Raw genomic sequence first — 12,810 nt, forward strand, 5'->3', positions numbered from 1 at the left:
CAATATGGTTTTTTTCGGCAATCAATTCGCAGACGTCGTGGAATGGGATGAGTTCCGCGATGATATGATTTTTTACAAATGGGCAAACAAGGAAGTGAAGAAGGGGAGCCGCTTGATTATCCGTCCAGGACAGGATGCGATTTTCCTGAACAACGGTAAAATCGAAGGGATCTTTGAAGAAGACGGAGAGTACGATATCGAATCGGAAATCGTTCCGTTCCTGTCGACATTAAAAGGATTCCGCTTCGGATTCAACAGCGGTATGCGGGTCGAAGTGCTGTTCGTCAACACGAAAGAGTTTGTGGTCAGATGGGGCACACAGAATCCGATCAACATCCCAGCACCGGGTCTTCCCGGCGGCATGCCGATCCGGGCGAACGGAACATTCCAGTTCAAAGTCAATGATTACATCAACCTTATCGACAAAATTGCCGGTGTGCGTACGAGTTATACGGTCGATGATGTGAAAATCCGCATCACTGCTGTATTGGATCAATTATTGATGAAGTGGATTCCAAAAGAAGGCAAGGATATGTTCAATTTGCAGGCGAATGCACACGATATTTCAAAAGGAATTCAAGACGACCTTGATATGCAAGTTATGGATGACGGCTTGAAAATCACCGGCTTCCAGATCATGAGCTTCAATTATCCAAAAGAAATACAGGATATGATTAATAAAAATGCTTCACATGGCATGGTTGGCGACGTTTCCCGGTACCAGCAGATTTCAGTGGCCGATGCGATGGGCAAATCATCCGGATCGAATACCGCATCAGATATGGCAGGAATGATGATGGGCATGAATATCGCGAAGGAAATGATGGATGATAAGAAAAGTTCGAATGACGGCGAAGGGAATTCCGGTCAACAAGAGAGCGGAACTGAATCCGGCAGCGGTAAAGCGCCGAACTTCTGCCCGAATTGCGGCGAGAAAGTAAATGGCGCCAAATTCTGTCCGAACTGCGGCCAGAAGCTCACCTGAGTCAAACCTCTGAAAACAGGAGTAGAATCCACGTTACCGGGTAAACTATAAGCAAATACTTTTTACCAGGAGGGATTTCATTGGCCAGAAAAGGTACAGCAGGCCGCACGCCTGAAAAGCAGGTAGGTGCGCCGGAATCAGGAATTGATAAAGCGATCAATAAAGCGAAAGAAACGTTTGATGGTGATAACGATGCGACGGATTACGAAGAAGTGAAAGGCAGAGATGAACAGCAGGATGCCAAGGAATATTCCGAGAAGGTGTCGGACGAGCGTCCGAATAACCCTCGCAGAAATGAATAGTGTCAGATGAAAAAAGCACTGCTTCTAACCTCATTGGTTAGAAGCAGTGCTTTTTTACATGTTTGTGAATCAGTATTTATAAGACTGGCCGCCGTCGATTGGAATCACAGAAGCGTTGATGAACTTCGCTGCATCGGAAAGAAGGAACGCGACAAGGTTTCCGACTTCTTCTGGCTTACCGAAACGCTTCATCGGGTTGACGCTGACAAATTCCTTGCCGGCAGCTTCCCAATTATCGCCAGCCATCTGCTTCAATGAGCCTTCGACCATCGGAGTCATGATGGCACCCGGCGCGATGGCATTGATGCTGATGCCAAATTCCCCGTATTCGATGCCTGAGTTGCGTGTCAAACCGACAACGCCGTGCTTGCTCGCTGCATAGCCTGATTGATTGCCGACCCCGCGGATCCCGCCGACGGAAGCTGTGTTGACAATTGAACCGTAGCCTTGTTCCTTCATAACTTTGAGTACATATTTCATGCCGTAGAAAACACCGTTCAAATTGACATTGATGACTTTTTCAAACTCATCCGAACCATATTCTTCAGTCAGGTTCTGTTTGCCTTCGATGCCGGCATTATTGAAGAATCCATCAATCTTGCCGAATTTCCTGATTGTAAAGTCAACATAATTCTTTACATCTTCTTCATTGGTGACATTTACTTCGACGGTTTCAATCTGCGCATCCGAAGCTGCAGCAAGAATCTCTTTTTTACTTTCTTCCAGACCGTCTTTGCTCATATCGACAAGAACAAGCTTACCGCCTTGTTTGGCGATCGACATGGCTGCGGCGCGTCCGAGGCCGGAACCTCCGCCTGTAATAATGACGACTTTGTCTTTGTAATCAATCATTGTCCATCTCTCCTTTTTTTGATTATGCTACACTGAAAATAAAGCTGCTATTCAACTGTATACCCATGGGAATAGCGACTCAATCAGTAGAAAATTCCACTTTGTCGCTTAAATCGACAAGCTCCGGGAAAATGCCGATTCTGGAGGAGAAAAAGGATGGCAATGAATAATGAAAACTTGAGTCCGCAGGCATTGCGCACCAAGCAGGATTTCAAGAAGGCGTTTACTGAATTGATCAATGAAAAAGGATACAGCCATGTCACGGTGAAGGATATTGTACAGCGCGCTGCAAAATTAAGTAACGATATATTTATAACAATCGAACGAATCGAGGAGAAGCAATGGAGCATTTACTGGCAAGCATGAAAATTGTTGGAGACGATCAGATTCAACGCATTCAGCTGAAACACCGGCAGTCAGTGGTGGATGCCTTCGGTTTGCAGAAAGGCATGCGCGTTGTTGAAATCGGCTGCGGCCAAGGGGATACAACAATTGTTCTGGCGGATGCAGTCGGAGAAGAAGGATTTGTGCTGGCAGTAGATATTGCTTCCCCGGATTATGGTGCACCTGTAACGGTGGGGGAAGCGACTTCAGCAATTGCCGCTTCTGAATTCGGCAGCCGCATCGATTTCCAACTGCAGACCGATTTGCTCGATGTGCCTGAAGAGAGCTTTGATGTGGCGATTCTTTCCCACTCCTCATGGTATTTTCGGAATCCGGAACAGCTACTCTCATATTTTAAAAAGTTGCGGCGCATGGCCAAGCGGATCTGCATTGCGGAATGGGATATCAATTTTACCCGTATGGCGCAGCGGCCGCATTTTGCAGCAACAGCCATCCTTGCGCTGTACAGCGAATTCATTGACAATGACGGCAACATCCAGCATGTATTCGATTCAATACAATTGCGGGAAATGCTTGAGGCGGCAGGGTGGACAGTCCATCAGACAGTTGGCGTCGATGCCAGCTATTTACAGGACGGCGTCTGGGAAGCTGATTATGCAAAGAGTGTCCAACCGGTGTTTAACGATGTTCCGCCGCGGATTCAATCACTGGCGCACAGCCTGTATGGGATACTTGAAGTTGAGGGAATCGAAAGCCTGGACAGTATTGTTATAGTCGCGGAGTAAACAGGAGACTTGGATGAAGGAGGCGGAAAGGTGATCTATGTGGCGCTGTTAAGAGGAATTAACGTAGGCGGCAACAATAAAGTGGATATGAAAGAGCTGAAAAAGACGTTTGAAGAAGCGGGGATGTCTGCGGTCAAGACCTATATCAATTCAGGCAATATCATTTTTGCGGACGATCAACACGCGCAGGATGAATTGCCATCGATTTTAGAAGCGGCAATTCTGTCCCAATTCGATTTGAGCATAAAGGTGCTGGTTTACAGCATTGAAGAATTTCGGCGGATAGCCGGAAGCCTCCCTGAAACTTGGACCAACGATCAGGACATGAAAAGTGATGTCTGGTTCCTATGGCCGGAAGCGGATAACGCGGCAGTACTTGATGAACTGACTATCAAGCCGGAAATTGACCGGGTGAACTATGTCCCTGGCGCTGTTTTATGGTCCGTCGATAAGGCGCATGCTGCCAAGAGCGGCATGCAAAAAGTGATCGGGACCAAACTATATAAATTGGTGACCATCCGCAATGTCAATACGGTCAGAAAACTGCTTGTGCTGATGGAAGAAACCAGCGCAGATTAATGCAAGCGGTGGTTTGGAGTTATTCCTGCATTTAAAATTTAAATAAAACCCGAAAAAAGAGCCTCTGCAAATGCAGAAGCTCTTTAATAAGAACAGGTTCCAACCGCGTCATTCCGGTATATGAGGCAAGTCTTTCGTGTTTGGGTTATTGATGATATGAATGTTCACATAGGATTTCAATCCCTGTTCACCATATTCACGGCCCACACCGGATTGTTTGACGCCGCCGAATTCGTAGCGGACGTCCAGCCCCTGGATGGCCGCGGTATTGATCATCGTGGTGCCGGCTTCAATACGTGCAGCCACTTCGATTGCTTCCTGATCATCGCCCCAGACGGAGCTGGTCAATCCGAAAATGCTGTCATTGGCGAGTTGCACGGCCTCATCAACATCATCGTAAGCAATAATCGGTACAGTCGGACCGAATTGCTCTTCTTTAACGATGCGGTCTTCCTGCTTCGCGCCGACGACTAAAGTCGGCTGCATGAAATAGCCTTTTTCAAAAAGTTCGGGATCAAGAATTTCACCAAGTTTGTGAATTTCTGCCCCGTTGGCCTTGGCATCATCCACCAATTCCTGAACATAATCCTTCTGTTTTTTATTGTTGACTGGTCCTAACGTCACGTCGCTGTTGAATGGATCACCGACACGCACCCATTTGTTTGCCGCTTCGATATATTTTTCAACGAAAAGATCATGCATCGAGCGAGGCACATAAATACGTTTAGCGATCATACAAATTTCGCCGGCCGTCAGGAAATTTGAAACGACTAAGCGGCGCATCGCTTTTTCATCGTTCGGATCAAAGCTTGGCAACATGATTGCGGGGTCGTTGCCGCCGAGTTCCAGCGTCAATTCCTTGACGGTCGGAGCAGCCGCTTCCATAATCTTGCGGCCTGTCTCAGTGCCGCCAGTAAAGGCGATCTTCATAACTTTCGGATTCGAGGTCAGTTCAATGCCGACTTCCGCTTCACCGTTCAGCACGTTGACGACGCCAGGAGGGAATTCCTCCGCAATGATATCGAGCACGACGGTCACGGCAAGAGGAGCGAGCGGGCTCGGTTTTACGACAATCGTATTGCCGGCCAGCAGGGCAGGCGCTACTTTGATCGTCGACAGGGAAATCGGGTAATTCCACGGCGCGATGGCGGATACCACACCAATCGGGTCATGCTTGATGATCGTCGTGCCGTTTTCATCTTCACGCACATCATCGCCTATCACGTCTTTCGCCGTTTTGCAGGCGTGCTCCATCCATGCCAATGAAACATATAATTCGCCGCCGGAATCATATACAGGCTTACCGTGTTCACGGGATAACAGCTCTGTAATTTCCTTTTCTGAATCGCGCAGTTTTTTAATGGCGCGCTCCATACGTTCAATGCGCTCTTCAAGTGAACTATTTCGCCAAGTTTTGAACGCTTCGTCGGCTGCGTCGATTGCGCGGACCGTATCTTCTTTTGTATTCAAGGGCGCGTAGCCGACAATCTCTGAAGGATTCGACGGATTCTCCCGGGTGATCTTATCTTTCGTATCCACTTTTTCTCCGTTGATAAGAGCATGTACTGTAACTGGTTCGTGTACCAATTCAATCATTCCTTTCTTAAAATGGATCAGAGTAGACTGCCTATATAGTTTTCCCGGTAATATCGACGATAAACTTTCGGTATTTCTGTAAAATTAAATAGAAAACCCGCTCCTTGATTTCCAAGGAACGGGCTTATACTGAATTTAATCGTAAGATGCTGCTGTTTCAAAAACATACAGTCGCAATAATTAATCCTTAGCTTTATCGTCTCCATCGGCCACACGGTCTTGCCAGTCGTCTTTGTTTTCATTGACATAATCGTGGCCTTTTTCTTTATACTCATTACCGTTTTCATCCAGATGAGTTTTGCTTTTATCCATCGCTTTGTCTTTGGCGTCGTTGAATTTGTCGTTAAAAGCCATTACATACTCCATCCTTTCGTTTCGGTTATTACGTACATCCATTATTTACCCGCCCACCCTTAATGCATTCACACAGAAATTAAATTCGTTCCTTTGGCTTAACAAATTTACCGCTGTTCTTAGCTTCCCCTCATTTTAACAATAAAACCCCCCGCGATGGCGGAGGGCTCTAAAATGACTGAAGGTTTTCGAGAAGCGAAATTGAAGCGGTGGGGGATCGATGGCTCTTTAGAAGGTGAAACCGTCAAAATCAGCTAGCCGATCATAAATCTCTCTTAGCCGATCACAAACGGCTGCTAGCCGATCATAAAAGACACGTAGCCGATCACAAACGGTTACTAGCCGATCATAAATGACCCGTAGCCGATCACAAACACGTTTTAACCACTTCCACTTCAAGAAAACTCCAGTTTTTCACCTCAAAATTAAACTCTACAGTTCCGCAAACTCCGGATCTGCCACTTTCACCAGCTGTTTACCCAGATTTGATCCTTCAAACAGACCGAAAAATGCCTGTGGTGTGTTTTCGAATCCTTCGATGATTGTTTCTTCGTATTTTAATTTGCCTTCCTGCAGCCATTTCCCTAAATCAGCGGCACCGGTGCGGAATTCAGAAGCGTAATCACCAAGAGTGAAGCCCTTCATCATAGAGCTGGTCGTGATGAACTTCCACTGGATGCGCGGCCCGATATCTGCACCTGGTGTGTTGTAGGAAGAGATGGTTCCGCACAGCACGACGCGTGCTTTATTGTTCAGTTCCCAGATCACTGCATCGGAAACTTCACCGCCGACATTGTCGAAATAGACATCAACGCCATCAGGCAAAGCCTGCTTCAAATCTTCGTTAAAGGTTTCCGATTTATAATTGACCGCTGCATCAAAACCGAGCTCGTTAATGAGATAATCGATTTTTTCCTGCGAACCGGCTATGCCGACTGCGCGGGCGCCTTTCAATTTCGCAATTTGGCCGACAACCGAACCGACTGCACCCGCTGCGCCGGAAACAACGACTGTTTCGCCCGCTTGCGGCTTGCCGATATCAAGAAGACCGAAATAAGCAGTTAATCCCGTTAATCCTAGAATACCCAATCGCGTCGTAATCGGTGCAATCGTCGGATCCACTTTTTGGACTTTTTCCGCTTTGGCAACATTGTACTCAGCCCATTTCAGTGTGCCGTTGACGATATCGCCTTTTTGCAGAAGCTCCGAATTCGATTCAACGACTTCAGCAAGGGTGCCACCGGAAATCGCTTCGTTCAATTTATAGGGGGCAACGTATGACTTCACGTCCCGCATGCGTCCCCGCATATAAGGGTCGACGGATAGGTAAAGGGTCTTAAGCAACACTTCGCCTTCCCCGGGTGATGCAATCTCTTTCTCGACAAATGCAAAATCCTCGTTGGAAGGCGTTCCTTCAGGCCGGTTGGCCAATTGAATTTCTTTATATGTTTTCGGTGTCATTCAAATTCCTCCTCAAAGTTCTATTCGGCAAAATCGTACCATTGTAAAAGAATGGAATCAAAAATAAAAGCCTGCAAGCGTGAATTCTTGTAGTGCAATGGAGGCTATGCTATTTTGAAATAACGAACTTAAATAGGAAAGAGGAATATAAATATGAAACCTGAATTCAACTCTTTATTCGAAGAAATAAAATTGCCGAACGGTGCAGTGTTGAGCGACCGTCTGGGTGTTGCGCCGATGACCACGTACTCAGGCAACCCGGACGGGACGGTATCGGACGAGGAACTGGCATATTACCGCCGCCGCTCGAATATCGGCAGCCTGTTTATCTCAGCGTGCATTGCAGTATCTGAAAACGGCATTGCATTTCCGAACCAGTTCGTCGCTTTTAAGGATGAGGTTCTGCCGCGTTTGACACAGATGGCGAGCGCGATGAAAGCGAATGGCAATAAAGCCATTCTCCAAATACAGCACGGCGGACGCCAAGGACAGCCATCGCTGATTAAAACCAATGAAACGGTTGCGCCTAGCGCTGTAGAAGGTCCTGCTGGCAGACCGACACCCCGCGCATTGACATCAGATGAAATCATGGACATCATCCGTGACTTCGGTGAAGCGACACGCCGTGCAATCGAAGCCGGTTTTGACGGCGTTGAAATCCATGGTGCAAACACCTATCTGATTCAGCAATTCGTGTCGGAAATCACGAATCGCCGTGAAGACGAGTGGGGCGGAAGCCTTGAGAACCGCCTGAAATTCCCGCTGGCTGTATTGGCGGAAGTGAAACGAGTGGCAGAGGAATTTGCCGATGATCAATTCATCATCGGCTACCGTCTATCGCCGGAAGAATACAGCGAGGAAGGCATCGGCTATACGATCGAAGAGACAAAAATCCTGACTGATCGATTGATTGACGGGGGGATTCATTATCTGCATGTATCGTTGATGGACTTCCAAAAACTGCCGCATAACGATAAGGCGGAAGGCAGCATCGTCGAAATCCTTTCCGAAAAGATTGCTGGCCGTGTGGCATTTGTCGTCGTCGGTAGCGTGAAGAAACCCGTGGAAGCGGTCGCGGCTCTTGAAGAAGGAGCGGATATCGTCGTGATGGGACGCCAAGTGCTGGCTGACCCGGAATGGACGGAAAAAGTGAAGCAAGGCAAAGAAAATGAAATTAATGAAAACGTGCCAAAAGAAATGATCGGCAAGCTTGATATTCCTGGACCTTTATGGGAACGGATGGTCAAATTCAAAATGGTGGAAATCGACGAAGAAGTTGAAGTTTAATCCCAATAGCTAAATTGAAAAGCTCCCTGGCCGTTATTCGGCCAGGGAGCTTTTTGGTCTTTATTGAATAATATTATTATTCATTCCCGTCGAAATCTGGGCTTTTTCATCCTGTGAGTCATGCAGTTTCACCATGGCAAAGCGGGCAATCGGCTGGATGACCAGGCTTTCAGCTGCCAGTACGATGACAAAATTGCGCGGCCAGTTATGCAGCCAGTTGCTGAACAGTTCTGAGTGGAAGCCGTTACCGACAACGTCACCGATCAAAGTCATAGCTGCAGACATGCCGAGTACGGTAAACAGGATACGGAACAGGATCTTCGAATTGAAGCTGTCTGCCGGTTTCGTGAATTTTGCCGTCAACGCCTCGGCAATCCTGCCGAAAATGACAGGTTCAATGATCATGACGATGATCCAGATGATCGGCAGCATCTTCAGGATCGTCCATGCTACTTCACCGTTAAAATCGCCCGCAAAATATATGGCACTGTAAGTGGTCATGAAAAATACTGTCAGTGTGGAAATGATCGTTCCGTATAAAAGTCCTTCTTTGCCGTTTCGCGGCAGTCGTTTCTCTAAGTGCATGTATCTATTATCCCCTTTTCCTGTTGCCGTCTTTACAAGACTGCTGCTAACTATAGCAAACAGAAAAGGGGATTCGTAAGTGTCCATTGTGTGTCAATGCTATATGAAAAGGCAGAAAGCCCCTAGAGCTCTCTGCCTTCCATAATTCATGAAGTTAAATAAGACTTCTTATTTCGTGTTCGTGAAGCCGCCGTCGATGCGGATCACATCACCGTTGATGTACTGTGCTTTCGACGTCAGCAGGAAGTTCACGAGTTCCGCGACCTCGTCAGCTGTGCCCAGGCGTTTTTGCGGGATACCGGCTTCTGCGTTCTTTTTCATCTCCGGATTGGCATCGAAATAAGCTTTGACCATCGGTGTTTCAGTTGGTCCCGGTGCCACGGCATTGACGCGCAAACCGTCTTTTGCGTATTCGGCGACAAGTGATTTCGTCATTCCGACGATGCCGTGCTTGGTCGCTGAATAAGTGACGACGGTATCCTGGCCGATTACGCCGGCACTTGATGCCGTATTGACGATTGAACCGCCACCGTTTTTCACCATCACTTCCGCCACATAGCGAAGGCCATAAAGCGCGCCGAGCATATTGATGCCGACAATCTGTTCGATTTCTTTGATGTCGGTTTCAAGGAAGTATTTGCCGCTTCCTGAAATGCCGGCATTGTTGAAGAAATAGTCGATTGAGCCAAAATGCTCCACCGTTTTGTCCACGTAATTTTTCACTTCGTCCGCTTTCGAAACATCGGCTTTGATGAAGAGGGCATCCGCGCCGAGTTCTTTCACTTTGCTGACGGTCTCGTTGCCGCCTTCCTCATTTACATCGACCACTGCGATATTGATGCCGTCCTGTGCCATGCGCAGCGCTGTTGATTGCCCCAGTCCACTGCCTGCACCTGTAATAATTGCTGTTTTACTCATAATAAAATCTGCCTCCTGTTTTATTTATTGCATACGATATTTTTTGTATGCTTCCCATAATACGGGTACCCGATTTCAAAAGGGGCTAATCAGAAGAAACTCCGGCCTGTTTATTCGGCTGGGAAAGCGGGAAGACTCAGTAAATAAGTGGAAGTTAAATTACACAAGGAGGAATTTAAGTTATGGCTGACAATGCACCGACACACAAAGAGGAATTGAAAATCGTCAATGATTTGATCAAGGATATCGAAGTCGCGATGTTCACAACGATTGTCGATGGTAAACCGGTGTCCCGCCCGCTTCAGACGCAGGAAGCGGAATTTGACGGTGAACTGTGGTTCCTGACTTTAAAAGATACGGACAAGTACCAGGAAATCCTGCATAACCCTGCGGTCAACGTGGCCTATGCCGGCAAATCGTATGTATCGATCAGCGGTTCTGCTCAGTTCATCGATGACTTGGAGCGCAAAAAGGAATATTGGAATCCGGTTTTCGATAAAATGCTGAATACGACATATGATGATCCGAACGTCATTCTGATCAAAGTGACTGCCGAAACCGCGGAATACTGGGAATCGGGCAATATGGCGAAAACGGTTAAGAATTTCGCCAAAAAGCTGACTGGCAATGAAGATGAAGGCGATAAAAAACAGATGAACGATACGGTGGAATTCAACTGATCGACGTTTGGGAAAAATCCGCAGACAAACAGATGTCTGCGGGTTTTTCTGTTTGTAAGGGTTTATTAAAACCAAAAACTCGCTTACAGTAAAAGAAACTACCAGTTGCAGAGGATGAAACCCATGAAAGTATTTGCTTCCCATGATGAACAGATCACGATATTGCAGAACCGCGGACTGTTGGTGCCGGATAAGGCGGCAGCCCGACGCGTGTTGTCGCGCGAAAACTACTACGCGCTGATTGACGGTTACAAGGAACCGTTTCTGGAGCGGGACGAGCGAATGAATCCATACGGGCAGGAGCAGTACCAGGCGGGGACGGAGTTCGGGCATATATACGCGCTATACCGTTTCGACCGTGAATTGCGGATGCTGATGCTTAATGAATTGCTGAAATTCGAAAAGAATATCAAATCGAAAGTGGCGTACCGCTTTTCGGAGAAGTTCAAAGAGATGGATTCTTTCCTCGAACCGGCTCATTACAGCGCGGACAAGGAGCGCCATCACGAACGTGACCGCATCATCTCGACACTTTACAATTTGATCAAGAGCCACAAGAAACGTGACCGCGTAAAGTATCCGGCTATCCGCGAGTTTTTCGACAAGCACAGGAACGTCCCGTTATGGGTGCTCGTCAATTTCCTGTCGCTTGGGCAGATCACCAATTTCTATTCCGTAATCGATGATGAACTGCGCGAGCGCATTGCGCAGGATTTTGCCGACGAATTCAGCGAAGAATATGAACCGTTGCAATTAAAGGCGAGTGAACTGGACGCCTTGCTGCGCATCGCTTTCCCTTACCGCAATAAATCGGCGCACGAAGAAGTGCTGTACCGTTATCGGCTGGCGCATCCGGAAGAACTCGGTGATGTCGATGCAAGGCTACGATTGCCGGCGGGCAGCCTCGGTAAAGGGACGGTTTATTCGATGGTGAGCCTTTTGAGGCTGGTGCTCGCGAAAGAAGAGTACGAAGTATTTTCGGCTGAACTGGAGCGGCTGATGGCGGAACTGAAAGCTTCGCTGCCGGGCCGGGCATATGGTGTAGTGATGCGGGATACAAGTTTTCGGGAGAATTGAAGGATAATATTTCCGGGAGTCGACATTTCCTGTACATGCGTCATCGGATGAGCCTCTTTTATTCCGAATAGAATTGTTAAAGAAAGGAGGTCAGGTTATGAACATGCTGAAGGATATGAACGAAGCGCTGCAGTATATGGAAGAGCATTTGGACAGTGATATCAATTTCCAGGAAGTCGCGGACATAGCGGGCGTTTCGGAATACCATTTTCGGAAGCTCTTTTCATATTTGTCCGGTATGACGCTGAGCAGCTATATCCGTAACCGGCGCCTGTCGCAGGCGGCATTCGATTTGCATCGGGGCGGCGGACGCATACTGGATGTGGCTGTGAAATACGGCTACGATTCGGCGGACGGTTTCAGCCGCGCTTTTCGTGAATGGTCGGGCGTGCATCCGTCGGAAGTGAAGAACAGTGGGAGCTTGAAGCTGTTTCCGCGCCTGACTTTCCAATTGACGATTCAAGGAGGAATGGATATGGATTACAGTATCGCAGAAAAAGACACTTTTAAATTGGTAGGCATTAAAAAGAGGGTGCCGATTGTTTTTGAAGGGCAAAATCAGGAAATCATGAATATGGCTGGTTCCATCACACCGGAGCAGCGTGAAAAACTTGATCAGATGCGGAATACCGAAGTTAAAACAGTGGTGAACGCATCCTTTAACTTTGACGCGGGGCGCAATGAAGAACAAGGTGAACTCGACCATCTCATCGGATCCATCACGACTTTGGATGCTGATTTCAGAGAGTTTGATGTGGAAAAAGTGGCTGCAGGCAGCTGGGTGATTTTCAAGATAGAAGGGCCTTTCCCTGGCGTGCTCCAGGAAACGTGGGCGAAAATCTTTTCCGAATGGCTGCCGTCTTCTAATTTTGAATTGCGGGAAGGGCCGGAAATCTCCTTTAATGGGGACATGAGCGACTTTGAGAAGGTATACAGCGAAATCTGGATTCCGGTGAATAAACAGCAGTAACTTCCACAAAATTTTGATGGCTACGAGTTTTAGA

The 12,810-nt window shown here is 47.5% G+C and carries 15 protein-coding genes; 9 read left to right on the forward strand and 6 right to left on the reverse strand.

Going from position 1 to position 12,810, the window contains the following annotated elements:
• The first annotated feature begins 4 nt into the window (after positions 1–4).
• Both D2910_RS09275 and D2910_RS09280 read left to right on the forward strand, forming a co-directional pair.
• A complete protein-coding gene (locus D2910_RS09275) occupies positions 5–985 on the forward strand; it encodes an SPFH domain-containing protein (protein ID WP_117313398.1) in 981 nt (326 codons plus the stop codon).
• A gap of 80 nt (positions 986–1,065) precedes the next feature.
• The gene (locus D2910_RS09280; RefSeq protein WP_084242738.1) at positions 1,066–1,287 is read left to right on the forward strand and encodes a hypothetical protein; all 222 of its coding nucleotides are present in this window, start codon (positions 1,066–1,068) and stop codon (positions 1,285–1,287) included.
• Positions 1,288–1,356: 69 nt separating this feature from the next.
• On the opposite strand, the gene D2910_RS09285 is transcribed toward D2910_RS09280, so the two are convergent.
• Positions 1,357–2,139 (reverse strand): SDR family oxidoreductase, encoded by a 783-nt coding sequence (locus D2910_RS09285; RefSeq protein WP_117313300.1) that lies wholly within the window; start codon positions 2,137–2,139, stop codon positions 1,357–1,359.
• 156 nt (positions 2,140–2,295) lie between these two features.
• Here D2910_RS09285 and D2910_RS09290 point away from each other — a divergent pair, with 156 nt between their 5' ends.
• Genes D2910_RS09290 through D2910_RS09300 form a run of 3 tightly spaced genes read left to right on the forward strand, consistent with a single transcriptional unit; the run spans position 2,296 to position 3,848 of the window.
• Positions 2,296–2,505: a hypothetical protein gene (locus D2910_RS09290; RefSeq protein ID WP_117313301.1), complete on the forward strand. Its 210-nt coding sequence runs from the start codon at positions 2,296–2,298 to the stop codon at positions 2,503–2,505.
• Positions 2,481–3,269, forward strand: a complete 789-nt coding sequence (locus tag D2910_RS09295; RefSeq protein WP_117313302.1) for a class I SAM-dependent methyltransferase — start codon at positions 2,481–2,483, stop codon at positions 3,267–3,269. Before D2910_RS09290 ends, D2910_RS09295 begins: the two co-directional genes overlap by 25 nt.
• A gap of 30 nt (positions 3,270–3,299) precedes the next feature.
• A complete protein-coding gene (locus tag D2910_RS09300; RefSeq protein ID WP_117313303.1) occupies positions 3,300–3,848 on the forward strand; it encodes a DUF1697 domain-containing protein in 549 nt (182 codons plus the stop codon).
• Between the two features lie 108 nt (positions 3,849–3,956).
• Here the strand turns inward: D2910_RS09300 and D2910_RS09305 are convergent, their stop codons facing one another.
• The 3 genes from D2910_RS09305 to D2910_RS09310 form a co-directional block, all read right to left on the reverse strand.
• Positions 3,957–5,444, reverse strand: coding sequence for an aldehyde dehydrogenase family protein (locus D2910_RS09305; RefSeq protein ID WP_117313304.1), 1,488 nt, complete (start codon positions 5,442–5,444; stop codon positions 3,957–3,959).
• A 180-nt stretch (positions 5,445–5,624) separates the two neighbouring features.
• Positions 5,625–5,840, reverse strand: a complete 216-nt coding sequence (locus tag D2910_RS16790) for a hypothetical protein (RefSeq protein WP_133299093.1) — start codon at positions 5,838–5,840, stop codon at positions 5,625–5,627.
• A 390-nt stretch (positions 5,841–6,230) separates the two neighbouring features.
• Positions 6,231–7,259, reverse strand: coding sequence for an NADP-dependent oxidoreductase (locus D2910_RS09310; RefSeq protein WP_117313305.1), 1,029 nt, complete (start codon positions 7,257–7,259; stop codon positions 6,231–6,233).
• 153 nt (positions 7,260–7,412) lie between these two features.
• Between D2910_RS09310 and D2910_RS09315 the strand changes: the two genes are divergently transcribed.
• Positions 7,413–8,546: an NADH-dependent flavin oxidoreductase gene (locus tag D2910_RS09315; protein WP_117313306.1), complete on the forward strand. Its 1,134-nt coding sequence runs from the start codon at positions 7,413–7,415 to the stop codon at positions 8,544–8,546.
• A 60-nt stretch (positions 8,547–8,606) separates the two neighbouring features.
• Here D2910_RS09315 and D2910_RS09320 read toward each other — a convergent pair whose 3' ends face one another.
• Positions 8,607–9,131 (reverse strand): DUF2798 domain-containing protein, encoded by a 525-nt coding sequence (locus tag D2910_RS09320; protein ID WP_205854603.1) that lies wholly within the window; start codon positions 9,129–9,131, stop codon positions 8,607–8,609.
• A gap of 168 nt (positions 9,132–9,299) precedes the next feature.
• Positions 9,300–10,049 carry an SDR family NAD(P)-dependent oxidoreductase gene (locus D2910_RS09325; protein WP_084242731.1) on the reverse strand — a complete coding sequence of 250 codons (750 nt, stop codon included), beginning with the start codon at positions 10,047–10,049 and terminating at the stop codon, positions 9,300–9,302.
• A gap of 182 nt (positions 10,050–10,231) precedes the next feature.
• On the opposite strand from D2910_RS09325, the gene D2910_RS09330 reads away from it, so the two are divergent.
• The 3 genes from D2910_RS09330 (at position 10,232) to D2910_RS09340 (ending at position 12,776) form a co-directional block, all read left to right on the forward strand.
• Positions 10,232–10,729 (forward strand): pyridoxamine 5'-phosphate oxidase family protein, encoded by a 498-nt coding sequence (locus tag D2910_RS09330; protein WP_101801790.1) that lies wholly within the window; start codon positions 10,232–10,234, stop codon positions 10,727–10,729.
• Positions 10,730–10,852: 123 nt separating this feature from the next.
• Positions 10,853–11,806 (forward strand): Abi family protein, encoded by a 954-nt coding sequence (locus D2910_RS09335; RefSeq protein ID WP_117313307.1) that lies wholly within the window; start codon positions 10,853–10,855, stop codon positions 11,804–11,806.
• A gap of 97 nt (positions 11,807–11,903) precedes the next feature.
• Positions 11,904–12,776 (forward strand): AraC family transcriptional regulator, encoded by an 873-nt coding sequence (locus tag D2910_RS09340; protein WP_117313308.1) that lies wholly within the window; start codon positions 11,904–11,906, stop codon positions 12,774–12,776.
• The last annotated feature ends 34 nt before the right edge of the window (positions 12,777–12,810 follow it).

This window comes from Planomicrobium okeanokoites (assembly GCF_003428875.1).
Lineage (GTDB): Bacteria > Bacillota > Bacilli > Bacillales_A > Planococcaceae > Planococcus > Planococcus okeanokoites.

Coding starts and splice junctions, on each gene's coding strand:
- D2910_RS09325 (WP_084242731.1), bottom strand. CDS start 10,049: ATGAGTAAAACAGCAATTATTACAGGTGCAGGCAGTGGACTGGGGCAA.
- D2910_RS09275 (WP_117313398.1), top strand. CDS start 5: ATGGTTTTTTTCGGCAATCAATTCGCAGACGTCGTGGAATGGGATGAG.
- D2910_RS16790 (WP_133299093.1), bottom strand. CDS start 5,840: ATGGATGTACGTAATAACCGAAACGAAAGGATGGAGTATGTAATGGCT.
- D2910_RS09290 (WP_117313301.1), top strand. CDS start 2,296: ATGGCAATGAATAATGAAAACTTGAGTCCGCAGGCATTGCGCACCAAG.
- D2910_RS09340 (WP_117313308.1), top strand. CDS start 11,904: ATGAACATGCTGAAGGATATGAACGAAGCGCTGCAGTATATGGAAGAG.
- D2910_RS09305 (WP_117313304.1), bottom strand. CDS start 5,444: ATGATTGAATTGGTACACGAACCAGTTACAGTACATGCTCTTATCAAC.
- D2910_RS09315 (WP_117313306.1), top strand. CDS start 7,413: ATGAAACCTGAATTCAACTCTTTATTCGAAGAAATAAAATTGCCGAAC.
- D2910_RS09295 (WP_117313302.1), top strand. CDS start 2,481: ATGGAGCATTTACTGGCAAGCATGAAAATTGTTGGAGACGATCAGATT.
- D2910_RS09285 (WP_117313300.1), bottom strand. CDS start 2,139: ATGATTGATTACAAAGACAAAGTCGTCATTATTACAGGCGGAGGTTCC.
- D2910_RS09335 (WP_117313307.1), top strand. CDS start 10,853: ATGAAAGTATTTGCTTCCCATGATGAACAGATCACGATATTGCAGAAC.
- D2910_RS09320 (WP_205854603.1), bottom strand. CDS start 9,131: ATGCACTTAGAGAAACGACTGCCGCGAAACGGCAAAGAAGGACTTTTA.
- D2910_RS09330 (WP_101801790.1), top strand. CDS start 10,232: ATGGCTGACAATGCACCGACACACAAAGAGGAATTGAAAATCGTCAAT.
- D2910_RS09310 (WP_117313305.1), bottom strand. CDS start 7,259: ATGACACCGAAAACATATAAAGAAATTCAATTGGCCAACCGGCCTGAA.